The organism is Micromonospora sp. CV4, from assembly GCF_003667455.1.
Lineage (GTDB): Bacteria > Actinomycetota > Actinomycetes > Mycobacteriales > Micromonosporaceae > Micromonospora.
Genome location: NZ_RCVI01000261.1, coordinates 1 through 24,824, shown reverse-complemented (window position 1 = coordinate 24,824; position 24,824 = coordinate 1). Strand labels below are relative to the sequence as shown.

Genomic DNA, 24,824 nt, shown 5'->3' with positions numbered 1-24,824 from the left:
GCCTCAGTCGCGGGTCAGCACGATGAGGTCGGCGTCGTGGGCCGCGCTCCACTGCACGGGCAGGCCGACCGCGGCGAGGTGGCTGCCGGAGTAGTGGCGGCCGCCGTGCCGGTAGCGGGCCGCCGGGTCGAGGCCACGCAGGGGTAGCCGGACCGGGCGGGACGGCAGCAGGCCGGTGCCGTCGAGCCGTCCGGTGTGCCAGGCCAGGACGACCACGCGGCGCTCGTCCGGCGCGGTGTACTGCACCGCGCAGCGGGTCTGGTCGGGGCCTCCGATCAGGTGCACCTCGCCGTGGGTGACGACGTCCCGGATCTCCTTGTAGCGGGCGATCCAGCCGGCGGCCTCGGCCCGCTCGGCGGGGGTCCAGGCCCGGATGTCCGCGCCGATGCCGAGCACGCCGGCCATCGCGAGCACGAACCGGAACGCGAGCGTTCGCGGGCGGGGGTCGAACAGGCCGGGCGCGTCGGTGACCCAGGAGCTGAGCAGGTGCGGGGCGTTGGCGTGCAGGAAGCCGTACTGGATGGCCAGCCGGTCCAGCGGTCCGGTGTTGTCGCTGGGCCAGAACACGTCGGCCCGGGCGGCCATCGCCAGGTCGGTGCGCGCGCCCCCACCGGCACAGGCCTCGATGAGCACGCCGGGGTGGTCCCGGCGCAGCCGCTCGTAGATCCGGTGCAGGTTGGCCACGTGTGCGCCGTCCAGGTCGAGCGGGCCGACCCCGCCCGGGCGCCCCGGCTCGGTACGCGGCCGGTTGAAGTCCCACTTCAGGTAGTCGATGTCGTACCGGCGGAGCAGACCGTCCACGGTGGAGTGGACGAACTCGGCGACCTCCGGGCGGCCCAGGTCGAGCAGGTACTGGTTGCGGACCGGGGTGAGCGGACGGCCGTGGACGGCGTAGACCCACTCCGGGTGCTGGGCGTAGAGGGTCGACTTCGGGTTGACGCACTCCGGCTCGACCCAGAGCCCGAAGTTCAGCCCGAGCGCGCGGACGTCGGCGATGAACGCGTCGAAACCGGCCGGGAATTTCGCCGGGTCCGGCGTCCAGTCGCCCAGCCCGGCGGTGTCGTCGTCGCGGCCGACGAACCAGCCGTCGTCCACCACGAACGTCTCCACGCCCAGCTCGGCGGCGATCTCGGCGAGCGCCAACTGGCTCTTCGCCTCGACGGCGAAGTAGGTGGCCTCCCACGAGTTGTAGAGCACCGGGCGCGGGGTGAGTCGGTCGGCGGCGAGCAGCCGCTGGTGGGTGTGCCAGACCCGGGCCAGGCCGTCCAGGCCGTCCGGGCTGTACGCCCCGGTCACCTCGGGCAGCGTCAGCCGGTCACCGGGGGCCAGCTCCAGCGGGCCGTCGACCAGCTGCCGGCCGGCCCGGACCCGGGTCAGGCCCCCGGTGTCCCGCTCGGCGCTGATCTCCCAGGAGCCGGTCCAGGCCAGGGCCAGAGCCCAGGCCGGGCCGGTCGGCTCGGCGGTGTCCCGTACGGCCAGCCAGGGCACGTGCAGGTGCCCCGGCACGCCCTGCGCGCTGCCGATGGTGAACGTGCCGTGGCCCAGCTCGACGTGGGAGAGCTGGAACTCCTGCGACCACTGCCCCCACTGGTGGCTGAGCAGCGCGCCGTGCGGCGTCGGCACGCAGAACCCGGCCGACCCGGCCCGGACGACCCGCAACGGACCGGTGCCGTCGTTGCTCAACTCGACCCACCGCTGCACCACGTCGGTGCCGGCGGGCACCCGGTAGTGCACGGTGGCGCGCAGCCCGGTCACCGGGTCGGCGAAGTCGACGGCCAGCTCCCGCTGGTCGGCATCGGCCCGCACGTCGGTGTGGACGAAGCCGACCCGGCGGTCCCCGCTGGCGGTCTCGACGACCAGGTCGGCGCCGGTGAACGGTCGGTCGGCGTCGGTCGCGTACTCGATCGGGGCGGCGTCCCCGGCGGTGAGGAACGGCACCGGGCCGTCGTAGGCGACCGGGGACGGGCCGTCGGAGACCCCGTGCGGGCCCCACGCGACCAGCTCCAGCCAGCGGCCGTGTGCCGGCACGGTCACGGTGTACTCGGTGTGCGCGCCACGCAGCGTCCAGCGCTGCCCCGTCGTGGCGGTCACTTGACCGCTCCGAGCGCCAGGCCGGAGACGAAGTGCCGCTGGAAGCGCAGGAAGACCGCGACCGTCGGTACGGCCGCGATGACCGTGCCGGCGGCGATGACGTTCCAGGACGAGACGAACTGCCCCTGGAGGCCGAGCAGGGCCGGGGTGATCGGCATGTTGTCGTCGGTGCGCAACACGGTGATCGCCCAGAGCAGGTCGTTGAAGATCCAGGTGAAGGAGAGCGCCCCGAGCGCGGCCAGTGCGGGCCGGGTCAGCGGCAGCATCACCCGGGTGAAGATCTGCGCCGTGCCGGCGCCGTCGATCGTGGCCGCCTCCTGGATCTCACCCGGCAGGTCCCGCATGAAGCCGTGCAGGACGAAGGTGTAGAAGCCGAGCCCGAAGCCGACCTGTACCGCGATGAGCGCCCAGAGCGTGTCGTACAGGCCGGTCAGCTCGCTGAACTTGGACACCGGGATGAGCAGGATCTGCGGTGGCAGCAGGTTGCCGGCGAGCATCAGCAGCAGGATGGTCCGCCGGCCGGGGATGCGGAAGCGGCTCAGCGCGAACGCGGCCATCGCGGCCAGACCCAGGCTCAGCGCCACCGACGGGATGGTGACCAGCATGCTGTTGATGAGGGCGCGCAGCTCGCCGCCGTCGGTCCACGCCTGCCGGTAGGTGTCCAGGGTGAAGGACCGGGGCAGGCTGCCGACCCCGTGGGCGGCGATGTCGTCGAACGTCCGGGTGGACATCACCACGACCCAGATGACCGGCCCCAGCCAGAGCAGCGAGAGCAGGATCATTCCGGTGTGGAAGCCCCCGGTGCGGAGCTTGTTCATCACGCTTCCTCCCGGAAGGCGCGGACCAGGTAGCCGAGGATGACCGCCAGCGCCAGCACGAAGATCACGACCGCGATCGCGGAGGCGTAGCCCAGCCGCAGGCTCTGGAACGCGGTCGAGTACATGTAGGTGCTGAGCAGCTCCGACGAGTGGTACGGGCCGCCCTTGGTCAGCGACCAGACGATGTCGAACGAGCGCAGCGAATCGATCACGATGACCGACAGCACGACGGCGTTGACCCCCTTGAGCTGGGGAATGGTGACGTGCCGCAGCCGCTGCCAGGAGTTGGCGCCGTCCATCCGGGCCGCCTCGTGCAGCGCCGGGTCGATCGCCTTCAGTCCGGCCAGGAACAGCACCATCACGTAGCCGATCTGCCGCCACAGGGCGGGCAGGATCACCGCGTACAGCGCGGTCTGCGGATCGGCGAGCCAGGGCCGGATCAGCTGCTCCAGGCCGACGGCCCGCAGCAGCGTGTCGGCGATGCCGTCGGGCTGGTAGAAGACCCTCCAGACCAGCGCGGTCACCACCAGGGAGAAGACCACCGGGGTGAACAGGGCGGCCCGGTAGAAGCCGACCCCACGTCGCTCCTTCTGCAGGACCAGCGCCATGCCGAAGCCACCCAGCACGGAGAGGCCGCCGAAGAGGACCAGCCAGATCACCGTGTTGAGCAGCGCGCCCCGGAAGGTGGCGTCGCCGGCCATCTCCACGTAGTTGTCGACGCCGACGAAGGTGGGCGGCGACATCCCGTCCCAGCGGGTGAGGGAGAACCAGAAGCCCTGGAGCGCCGGCCAGAAGACCCAGACGCTCTCGACCGCGAACGGCACGAGGACGAACGCCACCAGCAGCGGCGACAGTCGAGCCGACCGTCGCCGCCGCCGGGTGGGGGTGACCGAAGTCGTGGAGATCGTTGCTGTCACGTCAGCCCTTGAAGACCTTCTCGGCGCCGGCCTGCCACTCCCGCAGGATCGCGTCGATCTGGTCCGGCTTGTCGATGAACTTGGTCAGCGCGGTGTCCGCGGTCGGCTGGAGCGCGTCGCTCGAGTCGCGGTTGAAGAACTGCGTCAGCTCCTTGGCCTCGTCGAGCATGGCCTTGCCCTTGACCACCAGCGGCGAGTCGGACGCCTTGGCCTTCGGGTTGGCCGGCAGGACGATGCCGGAGCTGGCCTTGACGTACGCCTCCTGCGCCTCCACCCCGGAGAGGTAGGTGAGCAGGGCCTTGGCGCCGGTCGGGTTGGCGGTCTTCGCGCTGGCGAAGAAGCCGTCGGTCGGCGCCTCCTCGGCCAGGGGCACCGCCGGGTCGATGATCGGGAACCGGAAGAAGTCCAGGTCGCCGAGGGCGTCCTTGGGTGCCGCGTCGGCGAAGAACGTGCCGATCAGGAACATGCCGGTCTTGCCGGCCAGCAGCGCGGTGGTCGCCTCCTGGAACGGGTACGCCTTGCCCTTCGGGTCGAAGTAGGGCAGGGCCTCGCGCCAGCGGGTGAAGACCGCCTTGACCTTGGGGTCGTCGAAACGCTGCTTGCCGGCGAGCAGCTCGCGGTGGAACGGGGCGCCGTTGATCCGGATGTTGAGGTAGTCGAACCAGGCCGAGGCCACCCAGGGGGTGTCGCCGAGACCGATGCCGATCGGCGGAATGCCCTTGCTCTTCAGCGTCTCGCACAGCGCCAGGAAGTCGGTCCAGGTCTTCGGCTCCTGCACGCCCCACTTGGCGAAGTTGGACTTGCGGTAGAAGAAGCCCCACCAGTAGTTGTTCATCGGCACGAAGATCTGCTTGCCGCTGGCGTCGGTGGAGAGGGTGCGCAGCGACTGGGGGTAGTCGCCGAGCGACTTCCAGACGTCGGAGACGTCGAGCAGCAGGTCGCGGCTGGCGTAGTCGTTGGCGACCGAGCCGGCGTACCAGGTGTAGAGGTCCGGCGGGTTGGCCGAGGTCAGGTACGTCGGCAGCTGGGTCCGGAAGGTCTCCGAGGCGATCGTGTTGAGGCTCGCCGTGCCCTTGCCCTGCGTGTTGAAGTTCGCGATCAGCTTCTCCATCGCCGCCTTGGCCTGCGGCGAGGAGAGGTTGGACTGGATGGTGACCGCGCCGGAGCTGTTGCTCGCCGTCGGCTCGCTCGCGGAGCTGGCGCACGCGCTGAGGAACGAGCTGGCGCCGAGGGCACCCAGGCCGGCGAGCCCGAGGTGGCCAAGGAATCGCCGGCGACCGGGGTCGAAGTCGCTCACGGGGGTGTCCTTCCTCTACGACACGTAGCGTCACGGCGCAATGTGTCGGCCATGTGAATGGTGTGACCAGAAGGTTGCATCGACCCTCGGCGGCTGTCAAGATATCTTCGTAATTAATGATTAGATGAGATCAAGGCGAGGGTCAGGTGGATCAGCTTATGCGCCGGCTTGAGGGCAAGAACGCGCTGGTCACCGGTGCGATGGGCGGAATCGGCGCGGCCACCGCCCGGCGGCTCGCCGCCGAGGGAGCGGCCGTCGCGCTGCTCGACGTGGCCGATTCGACCCCGCTGGCCGACGACCTGACCGCACGCGGCAACCGAGCACTGTCCGTAATGGGCGATGTCAGCGACGAGGCCGACTGGTCGGCCGCCGTGGCGGCGGTGCGGGACCACCTCGGGCCGGTGGACATCCTGGTCAGCACCGCGTACGCCGTGCAGGTCGCCCCGGCGCACGAGACCAGCCGGCAGTCCTGGGACCACCAGCTCGGCGTCAGCCTCACCGGCTCCTTCCTCGGCGTACGCGCCTGCCTGGACGATCTGCGGGCGCGCGCGGGCGCGGTGGTGCTGATCTCCTCGGTGCACGCGCTGGTCGGGCTGCCGGGCCGGCCCGCGTACGCCGCGGCCAAGGGTGGCCTCGTCGCGCTCGGCCGCCAGCTCGCCGTGGAGTACGGCCCACAGGTGCGGGTCAACACCGTGCTGCCCGGTCCGATCCTCACCGACGCCTGGGCCGAGGTGTCCGAAGAGGACCGCCGACGCAGCGTCGCGGAGACCGTGGCGAAGCGGTTCGGCACGCCGGACGAGGTGGCCGCGACGGTGGCCTTCCTCGCCTCACCGGACGCCGCCTACGTCACCGGCGCGAGCCTGGTGGTGGACGGTGGCTGGACCGCGGTGAAAGCCTCGGCCTGAGAGATCGATACCGACCAGCGAGAAGGCCAGGAGAGCATTGGCACAGTACGCACGCCGCGGCGTCCACGGGCAGACCGTCGAAGCCATCGCCCGCCGCATCCTAACCGGTGAGATCCCCGCCGGGGCGACGCTCAACATCGTCGCGTTGCAGGAGGAGTTCGACGTCAGTCTGACGGCGCTGCGCGAGGCGCTGAAGGTCCTCTCGGCCAAGGGCATCGTCGACGCCCGGCAGAAGCGCGGCACGTTCGTCCGGCCGCGCGCGGACTGGAACCTGCTCGACGGTGACGTGATCCGCTGGCAGTTCGCCGAAGGTCCCCACGAGCGCCTGCTCGACCAGCTGCACGAGGTACGCGCCATCATCGAGCCGGCCGCCGCGCGACTGGCCGCCAGCCGGGCCACCGAGGACGACATCGCGGCCCTCGACCGGGCGCTGGTCGAGATGGCCGAGGCAAACGGCGACCCCGCCGCCGCCGTCGCCGCCGACCTCTCCTTCCACCGTGCGCTGCTCGCCGCCACCCACAACGAGCTGCTGGAACGCATGGAGGTGGTGATGGAGACCGGGCTCGCCGAGCGGGACCGGCTGGTGCACGGCGGCGACGCGCACGACGACCCGGTGCCCAGCCACCGCGCGGTGGTCGACGCGCTGCGGGCACGCGACGAGACGGCGACCGAGGCGGCCATGCGTGAGTTGCTGGACAAGGCCGTCCGGGACGTTGAGAAGGCACGGGGACAGAAGGGCAGTCGGTGAAGATCGAGCGGATCGAGACCTTCCTGGTCGCGCCACGATGGTTGTTCTGCCGGGTGGAGACCGACGACGGGCTGGTGGGGTGGGGTGAGCCCGTGGTCGAGGGGCGCGCCGAGGTGGTGCGCAGCGCGGTCGAGGTGCTCTCCGAATACCTGATCGGCGAGGATCCGCTTCGGATCGAGCAGCACTGGCAGGTGCTCACCAAGGGCGGCTTCTACCGGGGCGGCCCGATCCTCTCCAGCGCGGTCGCCGGCCTCGACCAGGCGTTGTGGGACATCGCCGGGCAGGCGTACGGGGCGCCGGTGCACGCCCTGCTCGGTGGGGCCGTCCGGGACCGGGTGCGCATCTACTCCTGGATCGGCGGGGACGAGCCCGACGAGGTGGCCGACGCGGCCGCCGGCCAGGTAGCCGCCGGTCTCACCGGGGTCAAGATGAACGCCTGCGGACGACTCTCCGCCATCCCCACCTCCGCCGAGGTGGACGCGGTTGTCGGCCGGGTCGCCGCCGCCCGGGAGGTGCTCGGCCCCGACCGGGACATCGCGCTGGACTTCCATGGCCGGGCCGGGCTGGCCGCGATACGCCGGATCCTGCCCGAGCTGGCTCCCCTGCGTCCCTTCTTCGTGGAGGAACCGGTCCTGCCCGACCAGGCCCACCACCTGCGCGACATCGTCGCCGGCACGCCGATCCCGGTGGCCACCGGCGAACGGCTCTACGGCCGCTCCGAGTTCCTCGGCCCGCTACAGGCCGGGGTCGCCGTGGTTCAGCCCGACCTGTCGCACGCCGGCGGGATCTCCGAGGTGCGCCGGATCGCCACACTGGCCGAGACGTACGGGGCGTTGCTGGCCCCGCACTGCCCGCTCGGCCCGATCTCCCTGGCGGCCAGCCTCCAGGTGGCCTTCGCGACGCCGAACTTCCTGATCCAGGAGCAGAGCATCGGCATCCACTACCACTCCGGCTCGGAGCTGCTGGACTACGTCGTCGACCCGGAGCCCTTTCGGTTCGTGGACGGGCACATCGCCCGGCCCGACCGGCCCGGTCTGGGCATCACCGTGGACGAGGCGGCGGTCCGTCAGGCCGCCCGTACCCCGCACGCCTGGCGAAACCCGGTCTGGCAGCACCGCGACGGGTCGTTCGCCGAATGGTGACCGGGGCGGCCGGGCCGGTGCCGCTGCGGGTGGCGTACGACGCGGCGCGCGGCGGCCGGTGGACCAGCCTGCGCGGCGGCGGCCGGGAATGGCTCTGGCGCGGGCCGGAGCCCGGCCGGCACGACGTACGCCCCGACGACGCGTTCATCGACGCCGGCGGGTTGGAGGAGTGCCTGCCCACCGTGCGCGGCCGGCCCGACCACGGCGAGGTGTGGTCCCGGCCGTGGCGGACAACCGCGCCTGGCACGGTGGTCATCGAGCGCCCCACGTTCACGGTGACCCGCCGCATCACCGACTCCGACGGCGTGGTGGTGGCCGACTACCGGCTGGCCGCCGACCCCGGCCACCGGTTCGTGTGGGCGGCGCACGCCCTGCTCGACCTCTCCGCGGGGGCCCGTCTCGACGCACCCGCCGGCACCCTCACCCGGCTGCATCCGGAGGCCGCCGCGCTGCTCCCCCCGGCCGCCTGGCCCGCCGGCAGCCCCTGGCTGACCGGGCCCTGGCCGGCACCGGCCGGGCTGGCACTGGATACGCTGGGCCCGGACGACGGGACCGCGCTCGGCGCCGTGCTGCTCGACTGCCCCCGGGTCCAGGTGACCGACGGCGCCGACCGGCTGACCCTGGAGCTGGAGTGCGACGGCCAACCCCGCAGCACCGCGCTCTGGCGCAACCTGAACGGCTGGCCGGCCGCCGCCCCCTACCGCAGCGTCGGCGTCGAACCGATGCTCGGCGCCGCCTTCGACCTGGCCGATGCCGGTCCGTCCGACGCGGCGGTCGTCCCGCCCGCCGGTGAGGTCGCCTGGCGGCTCACCATCTCCGCCCACCGTTTCCACCGAGGACGATCGCGATGAACCTGCTGCACGAGTTGCGTACCCACCGACTGCTGGCGATCGTGCGCGGGCCCGATCCGGCCGCCGCGCTGTCCGCGGTGCTCACCATGGCCGAGAGCGGCGTCGCGCTGGTCGAGGTGTCGCTGACCAGCGCCGACGCGCTCGGCATCATCCGACGGGCCCGAGCCGCCCTGGGCCCGGACTTCGCCCTGGGCGCGGGCACCGTGCTCAGTGCCGAGGACGCCCGCGCGGCGGCCGACGCGGGTGCCGGCTTCCTGGTCACCCCGGCGTTGGCGCCGAGCCTCGCCGAGGCCGACCGGCTCGGGCTGCCGGTGCTGGCCGGCGCGCTCACGCCCACCGAGGTGGTGCAGGCCAGCAACGCGGGAGCCGCCGCGATCAAGCTCTTCCCGGCCTCGCTGGGTGGGCCCGACTACCTCGGCGCGCTGCGCGACCCGTTCCCCGGCACCGCGTTCGTGCCGGTCGGCGGAGTCGACGCCGACGGCGCACGGCGCTACCTCGACCGCGGCGCCGTCGCGGTGGGCGTCGGCTCCCCGCTGCTCGGCGACGCGGTTCGCGGCGGCGACCCGGAGGCGCTGCGCGAGCGGGCCGCCGCCTTCCTCACGGCGGTCCGGCCGTGACCGACCTGCTCACCCTCGGCGAGACGATGGCGGCCTTCCGCACCACCGGGCCGCTGCGGCTGGGCGGCACCGCCGGCATCTCGGTCGCCGGCTCCGAGTCGACCGTGGCCATCGGCCTGGTCCGGCTCGGCCACCGGGCCGCCTGGGTCGGGGTCACCGGCGCCGACGAGCCCGGCGAACTGGTCCGCCGCACGCTGCGCGCCGAGGGCGTCGACCTGACCTGGTCCAGGATCGACCCGACGGCGCCCACCGGGCTGATCCTCTTCGAGTCCCGGGTCGCCGACATCAACCGGGTCACCTACCACCGCGCCGGGTCGGCCGGATCCCGACTGCGCTCCGCCGACGTCACCCCCGCCTTCGACCGGCCGCCCCGGCTGCTGCACATCACCGGCATCACCTGCGCGCTGGGCGCCGAGCCGTACCAGGCCGTCGTGGAGGCGGTACGACTAGCCCGCGCGGCGGGCAGCACCGTCTGCCTGGACGTCAACCACCGGCACCGGCTCTGGTCGGTCGCCGAGGCCGGTGCCGCGCTACGGCCGCTGCTGCCGTCGGTCGACCTGGTGGTCGCCTCCGACGACGAGCTGGCCGTGCTGACCGACGCCGCCGACCCCGTCGCGGACCTGCGGGCGGCCGGCGTGACCGAGGTCGTGGTGAAGCACGGCGCCGACGGGGCGACCAGCCACAGCGCGGACGGCACGGTTCACCGGCCCGCCCGCACGGTGCCGGTGGTGGACACCGTCGGCGCCGGCGACGCCTTCGTGGCCGGGCTCCTCTCCGGCTGGCTGGACGGGGCCGACGCGCCGGCACGGCTGGACCGGGCGGTCACCACCGGCGCGTTCGCGGTGGCCACCCGGGGCGACTGGGAGGGCCTGCCCGACCGGTCGGAGCTGGCGCTGCTCGACCACGGGCCCGGCGGCACCGTGCGCTGACCACCGGGCCGACAGGCCACCGGTGCATCGTTGGAGGAGCGAGATGGAGCTGACCGAACCGACCGTGTGGAGCGCGGACCGGTTGGAGCTGGGTGAAGGGCTGCGCTGGGTGGCCGACCGGCTGGTCCTGGTCGACCTGCTGGCCGGGCGGCTGCTGGAGACCGGTGGCGACCAGCCGGGCCCACTGCGGGAGCTGCGCCGGTTGGATGTCCCACTGGGCGCGGTGGCCCCGATGGCCGGCGGCGCCGGTGACTGGCTGGCCGCCGCCGGGACCGGCGTCACGCTGCTGCCCGCCACCGGCGACCCCCGGCCGGTCGCCGACCTGGTCGCCGACGGACCCGAGCCGGCCCGGATGAACGACGCGGTCGCCGACCCACACGGCCGGTTCTGGGCGGGCAGCATGACGTACGCCGGGGTGCCCGGTGGCGGCACGCTGTACCGGCTCGCTCCCGGCGCGGCGCCGGTGCCGGCGGTGACCGGGCTGACCGTGCCGAACGGCCCGGCGTTCGACGCCGACGGCACCACCATGTACCTGGCCGACTCGCCGCGCGGCGAGGTCGACCGGTTCCGCGTCGACCCGCGTACCGGGGCCCTGCACGGGCGGGAGCCGTTCCTACGGCTGTCCGCCGACGAGGGCGGCCCGGACGGAATGACGGTCGACGCGGCGGGCCACCTCTGGGTCGCGCTCTGGGGCGGCTCGGAAGTACGCCGTTACCGGCCGGACGGCACGCTGGACCGGGAGATCCGGCTGCCGGCGAGCCAGCCGGCCGGCATCTGCCTGGGCGGCCCCGACCTGCGCCGGCTCTTCATCGGCACCGCCCGGTACGGGCTCACGCCGGCCGGGCCGGTGGACGGCGCGTTGCTCGCGGTGGACGTTTCCGTCCCCGGCCTGCCCACCGCGCTCGCCGCCGGCTGACCGGAGGCATATCGGACGCCGAGGCGGGAATGACCACCTGCGGCCGGCGTGTGTCCGGCCGGCAGGGGGCGAGGTGATGAGATCCGTGGGGTGGGCGTCATGAACGGGCCGGTCGGCGACGAGCCGCTCGGCGAGCTTGAGCTGGTACACACCTTCACCGGCCCGATGCCGACCGGGGTGAGCGTCTCGCACCAGGGCCGGATCTTCGTCAACTTCCCCAAGTGGGGCGACGAGGTGCCGGCCACCGTCGTCGAGCTGCGCGACGGCCGGGAGATGCCCTACCCCGACCAGCCGTGGAACGACCCGTCCGGCGACGACGACGTGGGCGCGTTCATCTCGGTGCAGAGCATCGTGGTGGACCCGGCCGACCGGCTCTGGGTGCTGGACACCGGCAGCCCGATGTTCCAGCCGACGAAGCCCGGCGGGCCGAAGCTGGTCCGGGTCGACCTGGACACCGACACGGTGGCGCAGGTGATCACGTTCCCGCCGGACGTGGCGCTGCCCACGACGTACCTCAACGACGTCCGCTTCGACCTGCGGCGGGGCGAGGCGGGGGTCGCGTACATCACCGACTCGGCGGCCTCCGGCCCCAACGCGATCATCGTGGTGGACCTGGCCAGCGGGGCATCCTGGCGGCGGCTGCACGACCACCCGTCCACGAAGGCGGAGCCGCTGACGACGTTCCGGCCGGTGGTCGAGGGCCGGCCGTTCCTCGAACGGCCGGCGGACGGGCCGCCGAAACCGGTGTCCATGGGCGCCGACGGCATCGCCATCTCGGCCGACGGCACCCGGCTGCACTACTGCCCGCTGGCGTCCCGCCGCTGGTACAGCGTGGCCACCGAGGCGCTGGCCGATCCGGGGGTCACCCAGGAGGCGGTTGCGGCGACGGTCGTCGATGAGGGCGACAAGGGCACCGCGTCGGACGGGCTGGAGTCCGACGACGCCGGGCGGATCTACCTCACTTCCTACGAGCACAACGCGGTGCTGCGCCGGCGGCCGGACGGCGAGTACGAGACCCTGGTCCACGACCCTCGACTGCTCTGGCCGGACACCATGTCGGTGGCCACCGACGGCTACCTCTACGTGACCGCCAACCAGCTCCACCGGCAACCGCAGTACCAGCGGGGCCAGGACCTGCGGCGCCGGCCGTACGCGCTGTTCCGCACCCGGATCGACGCCGGGCCGGTGCTCCTGCGCCGCTGACCGCCGCGAGCTGATTCCCCTCGATCGCGCGGCCGGCAGGCATGGCGGGGGCGACCGGGGGGTAGCCCGTCAGGTGGCCGACTGGTCAGAGCTGTTCATCCCGGACACTCCACTGTTGGAGATCGTGGTCCGGGGCAGCGTCATGTACCTCGCGCTGTTCACGCTGCTGCGGGTCATCCTCAAACGGGAGAGCGGCACCACCGGCGTCACCGACCTGCTGGTGATCGTGCTGCTCGCCGACGCGGCGCAGAACGGCCTGTCGGGCGGCTACAACTCGATCACCGACGGGGTGCTGCTGGTCGCCGTGATCATCGGTTGGTCGTACCTGCTGAACGCCGTCGCCTACCGGTGGCCCGCCGCCGCCCGGCTGATCCGGCCGGGCTCGCTGGTGCTGGTACGGGACGGACGGATCCTGCGCGCGAACATGCGTCGGGAGCTGATCACCGACGAGGAGCTGTACACCCTGCTGCGCAAGCAGGGCGTCACCGATCTCGCCGAGGTCCGCGAGATGCGGATGGAACCCGACGGCCAGTTCAGTGTCACCACCCGCATACCCGGCCGGTCCCGCGACGATTCCGGCGCCTCGGGCGGCTTCGGCTGACCGCGTGACCGACGAGTGCCGCCCGCCGGTGGTCAGCGGGTGGGCAGGGTGCGGTCGAGCAGGTCGAACAGGGCGACCCAGTGGCGTTCGGTGGCCTGCTCGTCGTAGGCCGCGGTGTCGGACATGGTGTAGCCGTGGTGTGCGCCCTCGTACACCTCAGAGCGGTACCGGACGCCTGCGGCGTTGAGTGCCTTCTCCAGCGTGGCGATCTGCGCGGGCGTCATCGACTGGTCCTCGTCGGCGTGCCCGAAGTACACCTCGCCGGTGATCGAGCCGACGCCCAGGTGCGGGCTGTCCGGCGCCTCGGTGACGATCCGTCCGCCGTGGAAGCTCGCCGCCGCGGCGATCCGGTCCGGGTGCGCCTCGATGGCCCGCAGCGCGTTCGTGCCGCCCATGCAGTAGCCGGTGATCGCCACGGGGCCCGGCCGCACGTCGTCGCGGGCCGCCAGGAAGTCGAGGTACGCGGCGGTGTCCCGGCTGATCACGTCGGCGGTCAGCGCACCGACCAGCGGCATGATCTTCTCCAGGATCGCGCCGCGCTGGTCCGCCTCGCCGAGGCGGGACAGGTCGAACAGCGGCGCACGGCCGGCCCGGTGGAACAGGTGGGGCATCAGCACCAGGTATCCCCGGGCCGCGATCCGCTCCGCCATCTCCACCAGGCGTGGACGCGGGCCGAACGCGTCCTGGAACAGCAGCACCGCCGGAAACGGACCGTCGCCGTCCGGACGGGTGAGGCATGCGTCCGCGACTCCGTCGTCGGTCACGATGTCCACGGTCGTCGTCTGCACCGGTCCTCCTCGTACGCAAATCATTGGTCCGTCACGAACGCTACTCGTCGCGCCCGGTCGCCCCACCGGCAGTCGGCGTGAACAGGGCGTCAACGTTTGGCGGTGTCCCGTCAGAACGGCGTATCGACAGGCCGTCCGTCGCCGCCGGGTGGTGACGATGGGTCCATGAGTCCTTGGCGGATGACGCGCTGGGAACGGGGACACCTGCCGACCGGCACCCAGGCACCGGCGGCGTGGGACGACGCGCCACCCGATGGCCGCCCCGGCCACCTGGCGGAACCTCCCACGACCGGGCCGGGCGAGCCCGAACGGCGGCACGAGGCGCTGGTCAGCGTCCGGCTCGGCCCGTCCGCGCCCGGCAGTCACCTGGTGGAGTACCTGCGGCAGGAGCCGTGCGCCGTCGCCGCCTGGTGGATCGCAGCCGACGTCGACGCCGTGGTGCGGCTCTCCGCCGACAGCATGACCGTGTTGCACCGTGCCGTGGCCGACCTGCGACGCCGCGCCGGTGTGGAGGTGGTGGTGGCGCACTTCATCCTCCGTGCGCTCGACCTGACCACACCGGCGGATCCGCGTACCGCGAAGGACGCCCCGGCGTGGACGGTGTCCGCCGCGTGAGCCGCCCAACCGATGATCGCCGCCGCAGTTGCGGCACGAATGGAAAGGATCGCCCCGACCATGGACGAGGCCCCGATAATCTACGCCGTTCCGGTGCGTGAGCTGCCGGGACGGCCGGTGGGGACCGTACGGACCGGCCGGTCACCACAGGGTCAGCGGGTGGGCATCGCCTTCACCCGGCTGGAGCTGCTGGTCGCCGCGATGGGCGCGGACCAGGCGTGGGAAGAGCTGTGCGAGTCCGCCCTGCGCAGCATGCTGCGCCCGCTCGGCATCGACCGGATCCAGGTCGACCCGCTGCTGGTGGCGCCGCCGCTCGACCCGTCCTTCGGCGACCGGGCCGCGCCGACCGTGCCGGCCCGGGGACCGGGACGCCCCGTCGACCCACGGCCCGCTGCCGATCCGGTCCCGGTGGGCACCGCGGCGGGCGCCGGTCAGGGGCGGTAGCGGTAGCCCATCCCCGGCTCGGTGATGAGGTGCCGGGGTCGGGCCGGGTCGTCCTCCAGCTTGCGCCGCAGCTGGGCCAGGTACTGCCGCAGGTAGTTGGTCTCGTTCTGGTACTCCGGCCCCCACACGTCGTGGAGCAGCTGGCGCTGGCTGACCAGCTTGCCGGGGTGGCGCAGCAGCTTCTCCAGCACGCTCCACTGAGTGGGGGTCAGCTTGACCTCGGTGTCGTCGTCCCGCCAGACGCGGTGGTCGGCGAGGTCGACGGTGTGTTGCCCGATCCGCAGCGCGGGCACCGCCTCGCTGGACGCGCCGAGTCGCCGGGTGACCGCGCGGATGCGGGCCAGCAGTTCCTCCACCCCGAACGGCTTGGTGACGTAGTCGTCCGCGCCGGCGTCGAGCGCGGCGACCTTGTCCTCGCTGCCCGCCCTTCCGGAGAGCACGATGATCGGCACGCTGGTCCAGCCGCGCAGGCCGCGGATCACCTCGACCCCGTCGATGTCGGGCAACCCGAGGTCGAGCACCACCAGGTCGGGCGGGTGGCTGGCGGCGGCCTTCAGCGCGGCCGCCCCGGTGCCGGCGATGTCCACGTCGTACCGGCGGGCGCGCAGGTTGATCCGCAGCGCCCGCAGGATCTGCGGTTCGTCGTCGACGACCAGGATGCGCGTCATTCCGGTGGCCCCTCCGAGCTGGTCTGCGCGGCGGCGGGCAGCCGCAGCACCATGGTGAGCCCGCCGCCGGGCGTGGTCTCGGGGCTGATGCTGCCACCCATCGCCTCGGCGAGACCCCGGGACAGGGCGAGCCCGAGGCCGACGCCGGTCTGGTTGTCCCGGTCACCGAGGCGCTGGAACGGCAGGAAGACGTGCTCCCACTGGTCCTCCGGGATGCCCGGACCACGGTCGATGATCCGCAGCTCCACCTGGCCGGCGTGTGCGCTCGCGGTGACGGTGGGCGGCTGTCCGGGCGGGCTGTACCGCAGCGCGTTCGCGATGACGTTGACCAGCACCCGTTCCAGCAGGCCGGGGTCGGCGGTGGCCGCCGGCAGGTCGGGCGGGATGTCGGTGCCGACGGCCGCGGCGGGCGGGCCGAGTTCGTCCAGCGCCCGGGGTACGGCGTCCTCCAGGCCGATCGCGGTCGGCGTGATGCCGAGAACGCCGGCCTGGAGCCGGCTCATGTCGAGCAGATTCCCGACCAACCGGGCGAGCCGGTCCAGCGACTCCTCGGCAGTCTCCAGCAGCTCCTCGCGGTCGCTCTCGTCGAACTCGATGTCGGGGCTGCGCAGGCTGGTCACCGCCGCCTTCGCCGAGGCCAACGGGGTACGCAGGTCGTGGCTCACCGCGGCGAGCAGCGCGGTGCGCATCCGGTCCGCCGCGGCGAGGGGTCGGGCGGTGGCCGCCTCCTCAGCCAGCCGCTCCTGGCGCAGCGCGAGGGCGGCCTGCGCGGCGAACGCCTCGACGATCCGCCGGTCGGCCGCCTCCAGCCGGCGGCCGCTGAGCACGACGGTGATCCGCTCGTCGACCGGCACCGCCGTCTCGCCCTCGTCGGGTGTGCAGGCGGGCCGCTCGCCGATGCTGGCGACCACGCGCCAGGCGTGCTCCTCGCGGGCCCGCCCCGGCCGTCCGCTGGCCTCCTCGGCCAGCTCCAGCACGCTCACCGCGCGCAGCCCGAAGGTCTCCCGGAGCTGGTCCAGCAGCGCGGGCAGCGGACGTTCGCCGCGCAGCACGCCGCCGGCCACGGCGGCGAGGGTCTGCGCGTCGGCGGCGGCCCGCGCCGCCTCGCGGGTCCGCCGGGCGGCCACGTCGACGATCCAGCTCACCGCCAGCGCGACGCCGACGAAGACGGCCAGGGCGAGCAGGTTGTCCGCCTCGGCGATGGTCAGCGTGCGGTAGGGCGGGGTGAAGAACCAGTTCAGCAGCAGCGAACCGCCGAGCGCGGCGACCAGGGCCGGCCACAGCCCGCCGACCAGCGCGACCCCGACGACCCCGGTGAGGAAGAGCAGGATGTCGTTGGTCAGCGTCAGGTCGGGCAGCGTCCTCAGCAGCAGGGTGAGCAGTGGCATGCCGAACACGGCCAGGGCGAAGCCGAGCAACCGGCGCCGCCGGGACAGCGCCGCCGGCACGGCCCCCGCCCGGCGTCCCCTACCGGCCTCGGTGTGGGTGACCAGGTGCACGTCGATCGAGCCGGAGAGCGCGGTGGTGGTCACGCCGACGCCGCGGGCGAACAGTTGCGCGAAGCGGCCCCGCCGGCTGGCGCCGAGCACCAGCTGGGTGGCGTTCACGCCACGGGCGAAGTCCAGCAACGCCGCTGGCACGTCGGCGCCGAGCACCTGGTGGTAGGTGCCGCCGAGGCTCTCCACCAGCACCCGCTGGCGGGCCAGCTGGGCCGGGTCGGCGCCGGCGAGGCCGTCGCTGCGGGCCACGTGCACGGCGAGCAGGTCGGCGCCCTTGCTGCGGGCCGCGACCCGCGCCGCACGGCGGATCAGCGTCTCGCCCTCCGGGCCGCCGGTCAACGCCACCACGACGCGTTCCCGGGCCTCCCAGGTGGCCTCGATGCCCTGCTGGCTGCGGTACCGGTCGAGTTGCTCGTCGACCTTGTCGGCGAGCCAGAGCAACGCCAGTTCGCGCAGCGCGGTGAGGTTGCCGACCCGGAAGTAGTTGCCCAGCGCCGCATCGATCTTGTCGGGGCGGTAGATGTTGCCGTGCGCCATCCGCCGGCGCAGCGCCTCGGGGGTCATGTCGACCAGCTCGACCTGCTCGGCGGCGCGGACGATCTCGTCCGGCACGGTCTCCCGCTGGGTGGTGCCGGTGATCTGGGCGACGACGTCGTTGACCGATTCCAGGTGCTGCACGTTGACCGTGGACAGCACGTCGATTCCCGCGTCGAGCAGCTCCTGAATGTCCTGCCAGCGCTTGTCGTGCCGGGAACCGGGCACGTTGGTGTGGGCCAGCTCGTCCACCACCGCGATCTCCGGCCGGCGGGCCAGCACGGCGTCGAGGTCCATCTCGGTGAACTCGGCGCCCCGGTAGCTCATCGTGCGGCGCGGGACCTGCTCCAGGTCGCCGACCATGGCCGCGGTGTGCTGGCGGCCGTGGGTCTCCACGAAGCCGATCACCACGTCGGTGCCGCGCGCGGCCCGCCGCCGCGCCTCCTCCAACATGGTGTACGTCTTGCCGACGCCGGGAGCGGCCCCGAGGTAGATGCGCAGTTCTCCGCGTGCCACGGGAACCATCCTCTCTGAAAGGAAGGGCCCCTTCTGCCCACCTGGTGCGGGTGAAGGGGCCCTTCCCGACACGGTCAGCGGGGCGGGAACTGTTCGTCGAGCGCGATGTTCAGCTCCAGCACGTCGACCCCGGGCTCGCCCAGAAAGCCGAGCCCCCTCCCGGTGGTGTGCTCAGCCACCAGCCGGCGCACCGCCTCCAGGTCCGCGCCACGCTCGCGCGCGACCCGGTTCACCTGCAGCTCGGCGTACGCCGGGCTGATCTGCGGGTCGAGGCCGCTGCCGCTGGCGGTGACCGCGTCAGCCGGCACGGCCGGGTCGGCGGGGGCGTTGCCGCGGATCGGGGTGACCACGCCACCGGCGGCGACGTAGTCCTCGCCGGGCTGGGCCAGCTCCACCGGCACCCCCTGGTAGGAGGGGACGAACGGGGTGGCCGGCGCGGTCTGGTTGACACTGACCACCCGGGTGACCGGGCCGGTCAGACCGTCCGCGCGGAAGACCGCCAGCACGGCGCCCACCCCGTCGGCGGTGCAGAACGGGCGCGCGCCGTCGACGCCGTTGAGCTCGCCGACGGACTTGCTGCGCCCGCAGACCTGGGTGAGCAGGCTCTCGCTGGACTCCTCCGGGTCGGTGGCGATGGTGTCGACCACGCTCTCGGGGCCGAGGTTGCTGGCCGAGGTGGAGGTCGGGTCGTAGCCGTCGCCGGCGGCGGAGGGGCGGGACTGGAAGTACCGCGGGATGGGGTTGCCGTCCGCGTCGGTGAAGGACTGCCCGATCAGCGCGCTGCCGACGGTGTTCCCACCGACGGTGATCAGCGAGCCGTCGGCCTTGTGGTTGAGGCCGGGCAGCTGACCGAGCGCTACCAGGGCCAGCGGATAGACCAGGCCGAGCAGCACCGTGAAGACGAGTACGGCGCGCAGGGCGGCGAGGTGTTGGGCGAGCCAGGTGGGTAGGCGCATCACGAAATCCCCGGGATGAACTGGATGAGCAGGTCGATGAGCTTGATCCCGATGAACGGCACGATGACGCCGCCCAGTCCGTACACCAGCAGGTTGCGGCTGAGCAGCTTCGACGCGGCGGCCGGCCGGTACCGCACGCCGCGCAGGGCGAGCGGGATCAGCGCGATGATCACCAGGGCGTTGAAGATGACGGCGGAGAGGATCGCCGACTCCGCGCTGGACAGCCGCATGATGTTCAGCGCGTCCAGGCTCGGGTAGAGGCCGGCGAACATGGCCGGGATGATCGCGAAGTACTTCGCGATGTCGTTGGAGATGCTGAACGTGGTCAGCGCACCCCGGGTGATCAGCAACTGCTTGCCGATCTCCACGATCTCGATCAGCTTGGTCGGGTCCGAGTCGAGGTCGACCATGTTGCCGGCCTCCTTGGCGGCCGACGTGCCGGTGTTCATCGCCACCCCGACGTCGGCCTGGGCGAGCGCCGGTGCGTCGTTGGTGCCGTCACCGGTCATCGCGACCAGCCGGCCACCCTCCTGCTCCCGCTTGATGAGCGCGAGCTTGTCCTCGGGCGTCGCCTCGGCCAGGAAGTCGTCCACCCCGGCCTCGTCGGCGATCGCCTTCGCGGTACGCGGGTTGTCACCGGTGATCATCACGGTCCGGATGCCCATCCGGCGCATCTCGTCGAACCGCTCCCGCATGCCGGACTTGACGACGTCCTTGAGGTGGATGACGCCCAGGGCTCGGGCGGGCTCACCGTCGACGTGCTCGGCGACGACCAGTGGGGTGCCACCGGTGCCGCTGATCGCGTCCACGATCTCGCCGACCTGTTCGGTCGGGTGTCCGCCGTTCTCGCGTACCCACTTCATCACCGCGGCGGCGGCGCCCTTGCGGACCCGACGGGCCGTGCCCACCGCCCCGCCGTCCACGCTGCCGTCCGGGGTCATGTCGACGCCGCTCATCCGGGTCTGCGCGGTGAACGGTACGAACGTGGCGTGCGGCATCACGCCGGGCTCGCGCTCGCGGAGCCCGAACTCGTTCTTCGCCAGCACCACCACCGAGCGACCCTCGGGGGTCTCGTCGGCCAGGCTGGACAGTTGCGCGGCGTCGGCCAGGGTCGCGGCCGTCACCCCTTCGACCGGTACGAACTCGGCGGCCTGCCGGTTGCCCAGCGTGATGGTGCCGGTCTTGTCCAGCAGGAGGGTGTTGACGTCGCCGGCCGCCTCGACGGCCCGGCCGCTCATGGCGAGCACGTTGCGCTGGACGAGGCGGTCCATGCCGGCGATGCCGATGGCGGAGAGCAGCGCGCCGATGGTGGTGGGGATCAGGCAGACGAGCAGCGAGATCAGCACCACCCCGGTGACACCGGAGTCGGTGATCGCGCCGCTGTCCGGCGCGGCCGCCTGGTACGCCTTGGAGAAGATGGCCAGCGGCTGGAGGGTGACCACGGCCAGCAGGAAGATGATCGTGAGCGCGGCGAGCAGGATGTTCAGCGCGATCTCGTTCGGCGTCTTCTGCCGGTTGGCGCCCTCGACCAGGGCGATCATCCGGTCGATGAAGCTCTCCCCCGGCTTCTGGGTGATCTTCACGATGATCCGGTCGGAGAGCACCTTCGTGCCTCCGGTGACCGCGCTGCGGTCGCCACCGGATTCCCGGATGACCGGGGCCGACTCGCCGGTGATGGCCGACTCGTCGACGCTGGCGATGCCCTCGACGATGTCGCCGTCGCCGGGGATGATGCCGCCGGCCTCGACCAGCACGATGTCGCCCTGACGCAGCTGCGGCGCGGGCACCGCCTCGTCACGGTAGGCGTTGGCCCGGGCACCCGGGGTCCAGTCGACCAGCCGGGTGGCGATGGTGTCCTGCTTGGCCTGCCGCAGCGCGGCGGCCTGGGCCTTGCCCCGGCCCTCCGCGACGGCCTCGGCGAGGTTGGCGAAGACCACGGTCAGCCAGAGCCAGACGGTGATCGCCCAGGCGAAGACCGACGGGTCGGTGACCGCCAGGACGGTGGTGAAGGCCGCTCCGGCCTCCACGATCAGCATCACCGGGTTGCGCCACAGCGTGCGCGGGTCGAGCTTGCGCAGCGCGTCCGGCAGGGACCGGATCAACTGCTTGGGGTCGAGCAGACCCCCGCCGACCCGGTTGCCCTGGGTCGCGGGAGTGCCGGGCGTCGGTTGCTCGCCGGTCCCGGATGTCACAGAGGTGACGGACATGTCCTCGTTCCTCATGATGGTCACAGCCCTTCGGCCAGCGGGCCGAGCGCGAGTGCGGGCAGGAAGGTCAGCGCGACGAGGACGACCGTGACGCCGACGACCATGCCGATGAACAGCGGTCGGTGGGTCGGCAGGGTGCCCTCGGACGCGGGGGTGGGTGCCTGGCGGGCCAGTGAGCCGGCCAACGCGAGCACGAAGATGATCGGCAGGAACCGGCCCAGCAGCATGCACAACCCGAGCGCGGTGTCCCACCAGGTGGTGTTGACCGTGATGCCGCCGAAGGCGGAGCCGTTGTTGTTGCTGGCCGAGGTGAACGCGTAGAGCACCTCGGAGAGGCCGTGCGGCCCGACGTTGAGCGCGGTGGAGTTGTTGCCGGTGGCGAAGGCCGCCGCCGTGCCGACCAGCACCAGGATGGGCGTGATCAGGAAGTAGAGCGAGGCGAACTTGATCTCCCGCGAGCCGATCTTCTTACCCAGGTACTCGGGGGTGCGGCCCACCATCAGGCCGGCCACGAAGACGGTGATCACCGCGAGGATGAGCAGGCCGTAGAGACCGGACCCCGTACCGCCCGGGGCGACCTCGCCGAGCATCATATTGAACATCGTCATCATGCCGCCGAGCGGGGTGTACGAGTCGTGGAACGAGTTGACCGCGCCGGTCGAGGTCAGCGTCGTGGCGGCGGCGAAGGTGGCCGAGTTCGACACGTCGAACCGGACCTCCTTGCCCTCCAGCGCCGCTCCGACCGCCTGCGGCACCGTGCCGTGGCCAACCAACTCGAAGACGTTGGTGATGACCACGCTGGCGAACGCGAGGATGGCCATGACCGCGGCGATGGCGTAGCCCTGGCGCTTCTGCCCGACCATCCGGCCGAACACCCGGGGCATGCTGAACGGGATCAGCAGGATCAGGAAGATCTGCAGCCAGTTCGTCCAGGTGGTGGGGTTCTCGAACGGGTGGGCGCTGTTGACGTTGTAGAAGCCGCCACCGTTGGTGCCCAGCAGCTTGATGACCTCCTGGCTGGCCACCGGACCACCGGTGATCGTCTGGGAGCCGCCGGTCAGCGTCGTCACGTCGGTGCCGCCGGACAGGTTCTGCACCGCCCCGCCGATCATCAGCGCGATGGCGCCGAGCACGGCGACCGGCAACAGGATCCGCAGGGTGATCCGGGTCAGGTCGACCCAGAAGTTGCCGAGCTGGCCGGTGCGGCTGCGGGCGAATCCCCGCAGCAGCGCCACCGCCACCGCGATGCCGACCGCCGCCGACACGAAGTTCTGCACGGCCAGGCCGGCCATCTGCACCAGGTGACCCATGGTCGACTCACCCGAGTACGACTGCCAGTTGGTGTTGGCCACGAACGACACGGCCGTGTTCCATGCGCCGTGCGGCACCACCGGGTCGAAGCCCAGTGACAGCCACAGGTGGTTCTGCACCCGCTGGAACAGGTACAGGAACAGGAGCGAGATCGCGGAGAACGCCAGCACGCTGCGGGCGTACACCCCCCAGGTCTGCTCGGCGGCCGGGTTGACCCCGACCAGGCGGTAGATCCCCCGCTCGACCCGGGACTGCCGGGTGCCGGAGACCGCCCGGAACATGTAGTCACCGAACGGCTTGTGGACGGCGACCAGGGCCGCCACCAGCGCCAGCACGAAGATGATGCCCGCTGTTGTCATGGTCATCAGAAGCGCTCCGGAAACAACAGGGCGAACACCAGGAACGCGCCCAGGACGATCGCGAGCACCAGACCGACGGCATTGACCGCGTTCACAGCTTCTCCACCGCCCGGACCACCAGGGCGAGCGCTGCGAACAGCGCCACGGTCAGGACCACGAACACCACGTCAGACACGCTGACTCCTCATAGCGGAAAGGTTCGTCGCGACCGCCTTCCGGTCGCGCCGGGCAATCAAAGCCCCACCACCTCCCCGACGGCAGGGGTCATAACGCGACCATGACGGCGGTGAACCATTTCTTGACGCGGTTTTCACACCCGCCGAGTCAGCAGGTGAAATGCGGCACAGACCTCGCTGCTCCTCGAGGTCAAGACCAGTTGTCCGTCCTTTGCTCTGCACCTACGGAGGCACCAGCTACAGACCGTGACTGTCGCCTCCGCGGGTGCAGAGCAAAGGACGCACGGAGGGACCAGGCGCGACCCAGATGGGGTGGCGCATGGCGCGGCGGGGGCGGAGGCCGGTCAGGCCGGCTTACGGGCCACCAGCACGTCACGCATGATCGACTGGTCCACCCGGTGCCGCAACGCGCGGTACGGCTCCGCGTCGACCACGGTCAGGCCGGCGGCGGCCAGCGCGGCCGCCGCGTCGTCCCGGCTGGCCACGTGGGTGTTCCAGGAGATGCCGAGCGCCCCACCGGGGCGCAACAGCCGAGCCCAGACCGGCGCGGCGTCCGCGAGCAGCGCCAGCGGGTCCCGGGTCAGGCCATGATCGGCGGTACGACTGCCGTGCTGGACGCCGTACGGGGCGTCCGCGACGACCAGGTCGACGGTCTCCGGCCGGAAGAACTCCCCGGCGCGGGTGGTGTCGGCGTTGACCACGTCCAGCAGTTGCAGGTCCCCGGCCTTGTGCGCCTCGCGGGTAGGGGCCAGCTCGATCCGCACCCGGCGACCGACGACCTTGCGCTCCCGACGCACCGGCCCCGACTCCAGCACCCGATGCTTGATCCGCTTCTGCTTCAGCCAGGTCGTGACGAACGCCCGGTAGGCCTCGACGTCCTTCTGGTCGCGCTCGACCCCGGCGGCGTCGAAGCCGTACATCAGCGCCTGGTTGAGGGTGGTGCCCCGACCGCAGAGCGGGTCGAGCACCCGGAACCGCCGGCTGGTCAGCTCGGCGGCCCAGTCCGAGGCGAGCAGCGTGACGTTGAGCAGCAGCTTGGTGAACTGCTCGTTGGTCTTGCCCGGGTACTTCTGGATGGTGATCAGGTCGTCGTCGTAGCGGTCCAGCCGGTTCCACTCGATCGGGCGCAGCAGGTCGCCGACGATCTCGAACAGCGCGTACCCGGCGGAGAGATTGCCCAGGACGGCCAGGTCCCGCTCGGTCAGCCCGTCGCCGGTGAAGGTGACGTAGGACGCTCCTCCGACGACCTCGGTGTCCAGCTCGCCGATCCGGCCGTCCAGCGCCGAGTGGCCGAAGATCTCCAGCTCGGCCCGGGTGAGGTCGATGGCGGAGCGGGCGTACACCCGGTTGGTGGAGGGCAGGATCAGCAGGCCGTAGCGCGTCATGGTCCGGCGAGTATTCCACAACCCGCCCGGGCCTCCGGGAACTGGAGCGGGGGCCGGACCGACTACCCGTACATGGGGTGTGAGCAGTGGCGGGAGGTCCTGTCGGCGCAGCTGGACGGCGAGGAGACCGCCGAGGAACGGGCAGCGGGGCAGCGGCACCTCGACGGGTGCGCGGAGTGCCGGGCCTGGTTCACGGTGGCGGCCGGGGTGACCCGTCGGGTGCGTACCCGCCTGGTCACCGAACCGCCCGACCGGACCGACGCGATCCTGGCCGCCGCAGTGCCGCCGGCCCGCCGGTCGCGCTGGCGGCGGCGGCTCGGCGCGGGCCGAC

Annotated in this window: 24 protein-coding genes; 12 read left to right on the top strand and 12 right to left on the bottom strand. The window is 72.3% G+C overall.

Going from position 1 to position 24,824, the window contains the following annotated elements; translation table 11 throughout:
* Positions 1-3 precede the first annotated feature (3 nt).
* Genes EAD98_RS15230 through EAD98_RS15215 form a run of 4 tightly spaced genes read right to left on the bottom strand, consistent with a single transcriptional unit; the run spans position 4 to position 5,123 of the window.
* Positions 4-2,091 carry an alpha-galactosidase gene (locus EAD98_RS15230; RefSeq protein ID WP_121654716.1) on the bottom strand — a complete coding sequence of 696 codons (2,088 nt, stop codon included), beginning with the start codon at positions 2,089-2,091 and terminating at the stop codon, positions 4-6.
* On the bottom strand, positions 2,088-2,909 hold the full coding sequence (locus EAD98_RS15225) for a carbohydrate ABC transporter permease (RefSeq protein ID WP_121654715.1): 822 nt from the start codon (positions 2,907-2,909) through the stop codon (positions 2,088-2,090). Before EAD98_RS15225 ends, EAD98_RS15230 begins: the two co-directional genes overlap by 4 nt.
* On the bottom strand, positions 2,909-3,826 hold the full coding sequence (locus EAD98_RS15220; RefSeq protein WP_121654714.1) for a carbohydrate ABC transporter permease: 918 nt from the start codon (positions 3,824-3,826) through the stop codon (positions 2,909-2,911). Before EAD98_RS15220 ends, EAD98_RS15225 begins: the two co-directional genes overlap by 1 nt.
* Position 3,827: 1 nt before the next feature.
* Positions 3,828-5,123 carry an ABC transporter substrate-binding protein gene (locus EAD98_RS15215; RefSeq protein WP_121654713.1) on the bottom strand — a complete coding sequence of 432 codons (1,296 nt, stop codon included), beginning with the start codon at positions 5,121-5,123 and terminating at the stop codon, positions 3,828-3,830.
* A gap of 146 nt (positions 5,124-5,269) precedes the next feature.
* Between EAD98_RS15215 and EAD98_RS15210 the strand changes: the two genes are divergently transcribed.
* The 9 genes from EAD98_RS15210 (at position 5,270) to EAD98_RS15170 (ending at position 13,035) form a co-directional block, all read left to right on the top strand.
* On the top strand, positions 5,270-6,028 hold the full coding sequence (locus EAD98_RS15210; RefSeq protein ID WP_233583835.1) for an SDR family NAD(P)-dependent oxidoreductase: 759 nt from the start codon (positions 5,270-5,272) through the stop codon (positions 6,026-6,028).
* A gap of 37 nt (positions 6,029-6,065) precedes the next feature.
* A complete protein-coding gene (locus EAD98_RS15205; RefSeq protein ID WP_121654711.1) occupies positions 6,066-6,776 on the top strand; it encodes a FadR/GntR family transcriptional regulator in 711 nt (236 codons plus the stop codon).
* Positions 6,773-7,918 carry a galactonate dehydratase gene (gene dgoD / locus EAD98_RS15200; protein ID WP_121654710.1) on the top strand — a complete coding sequence of 382 codons (1,146 nt, stop codon included), beginning with the start codon at positions 6,773-6,775 and terminating at the stop codon, positions 7,916-7,918. The genes EAD98_RS15205 and dgoD overlap by 4 nt, the downstream gene beginning before the upstream one ends.
* Complete coding sequence (locus EAD98_RS15195; protein ID WP_121654709.1) at positions 7,912-8,769, top strand: hypothetical protein; 858 nt, start codon at positions 7,912-7,914, stop codon at positions 8,767-8,769. Before dgoD ends, EAD98_RS15195 begins: the two co-directional genes overlap by 7 nt.
* Complete coding sequence (locus EAD98_RS15190; RefSeq protein WP_121654708.1) at positions 8,766-9,386, top strand: bifunctional 4-hydroxy-2-oxoglutarate aldolase/2-dehydro-3-deoxy-phosphogluconate aldolase; 621 nt, start codon at positions 8,766-8,768, stop codon at positions 9,384-9,386. Before EAD98_RS15195 ends, EAD98_RS15190 begins: the two co-directional genes overlap by 4 nt.
* Entirely contained in the window at positions 9,383-10,315 is a 933-nt protein-coding gene (locus EAD98_RS15185) for a sugar kinase (RefSeq protein WP_121654707.1), read from the top strand. The genes EAD98_RS15190 and EAD98_RS15185 overlap by 4 nt, the downstream gene beginning before the upstream one ends.
* 43 nt (positions 10,316-10,358) lie before the next feature.
* Complete coding sequence (locus tag EAD98_RS15180; protein ID WP_121654706.1) at positions 10,359-11,231, top strand: SMP-30/gluconolactonase/LRE family protein; 873 nt, start codon at positions 10,359-10,361, stop codon at positions 11,229-11,231.
* 99 nt (positions 11,232-11,330) lie between these two features.
* On the top strand, positions 11,331-12,434 hold the full coding sequence (locus EAD98_RS15175) for an L-dopachrome tautomerase-related protein (RefSeq protein ID WP_121654776.1): 1,104 nt from the start codon (positions 11,331-11,333) through the stop codon (positions 12,432-12,434).
* 73 nt (positions 12,435-12,507) lie between these two features.
* Complete coding sequence (locus EAD98_RS15170; RefSeq protein WP_121654705.1) at positions 12,508-13,035, top strand: DUF421 domain-containing protein; 528 nt, start codon at positions 12,508-12,510, stop codon at positions 13,033-13,035.
* Positions 13,036-13,067: 32 nt separating this feature from the next.
* Here the strand turns inward: EAD98_RS15170 and EAD98_RS15165 are convergent, their stop codons facing one another.
* Positions 13,068-13,823 (bottom strand): dienelactone hydrolase family protein, encoded by a 756-nt coding sequence (locus tag EAD98_RS15165; RefSeq protein WP_121654704.1) that lies wholly within the window; start codon positions 13,821-13,823, stop codon positions 13,068-13,070.
* A 165-nt stretch (positions 13,824-13,988) separates the two neighbouring features.
* Here EAD98_RS15165 and EAD98_RS15160 point away from each other — a divergent pair, with 165 nt between their 5' ends.
* Positions 13,989-14,438 carry a hypothetical protein gene (locus tag EAD98_RS15160; RefSeq protein WP_147457399.1) on the top strand — a complete coding sequence of 150 codons (450 nt, stop codon included), beginning with the start codon at positions 13,989-13,991 and terminating at the stop codon, positions 14,436-14,438.
* Positions 14,439-14,498: 60 nt separating this feature from the next.
* On the top strand, positions 14,499-14,882 hold the full coding sequence (locus EAD98_RS15155; protein ID WP_121654702.1) for an SAV_915 family protein: 384 nt from the start codon (positions 14,499-14,501) through the stop codon (positions 14,880-14,882).
* On the opposite strand, the gene EAD98_RS15150 is transcribed toward EAD98_RS15155, so the two are convergent.
* From EAD98_RS15150 to EAD98_RS15115, 7 genes are all read right to left on the bottom strand, one after another.
* A complete protein-coding gene (locus EAD98_RS15150; protein ID WP_121654701.1) occupies positions 14,870-15,550 on the bottom strand; it encodes a response regulator in 681 nt (226 codons plus the stop codon). The genes EAD98_RS15155 and EAD98_RS15150 overlap by 13 nt on opposite strands.
* Complete coding sequence (locus EAD98_RS15145) at positions 15,547-18,099, bottom strand: DUF4118 domain-containing protein (RefSeq protein WP_121654700.1); 2,553 nt, start codon at positions 18,097-18,099, stop codon at positions 15,547-15,549. Before EAD98_RS15145 ends, EAD98_RS15150 begins: the two co-directional genes overlap by 4 nt.
* A 74-nt stretch (positions 18,100-18,173) precedes the next feature.
* Complete coding sequence (locus EAD98_RS15140) at positions 18,174-19,055, bottom strand: potassium-transporting ATPase subunit C (protein WP_121654699.1); 882 nt, start codon at positions 19,053-19,055, stop codon at positions 18,174-18,176.
* A complete protein-coding gene (kdpB, locus tag EAD98_RS15135) occupies positions 19,055-21,262 on the bottom strand; it encodes a potassium-transporting ATPase subunit KdpB (RefSeq protein ID WP_121654775.1) in 2,208 nt (735 codons plus the stop codon). The genes EAD98_RS15140 and kdpB overlap by 1 nt, the downstream gene beginning before the upstream one ends.
* Positions 21,263-21,282: 20 nt before the next feature.
* On the bottom strand, positions 21,283-22,938 hold the full coding sequence (kdpA, locus tag EAD98_RS15130; protein WP_121654698.1) for a potassium-transporting ATPase subunit KdpA: 1,656 nt from the start codon (positions 22,936-22,938) through the stop codon (positions 21,283-21,285).
* A complete protein-coding gene (gene kdpF / locus EAD98_RS15125) occupies positions 22,938-23,027 on the bottom strand; it encodes a K(+)-transporting ATPase subunit F (RefSeq protein WP_036390805.1) in 90 nt (29 codons plus the stop codon). Before kdpF ends, kdpA begins: the two co-directional genes overlap by 1 nt.
* A 425-nt stretch (positions 23,028-23,452) precedes the next feature.
* Complete coding sequence (locus tag EAD98_RS15115; RefSeq protein ID WP_121654697.1) at positions 23,453-24,493, bottom strand: TRM11 family methyltransferase; 1,041 nt, start codon at positions 24,491-24,493, stop codon at positions 23,453-23,455.
* Between the two features lie 72 nt (positions 24,494-24,565).
* Here EAD98_RS15115 and EAD98_RS15110 point away from each other — a divergent pair.
* The coding region (locus EAD98_RS15110; RefSeq protein ID WP_147457398.1) for a zf-HC2 domain-containing protein at positions 24,566-24,824 on the top strand (259 nt) is incomplete at its 3' end.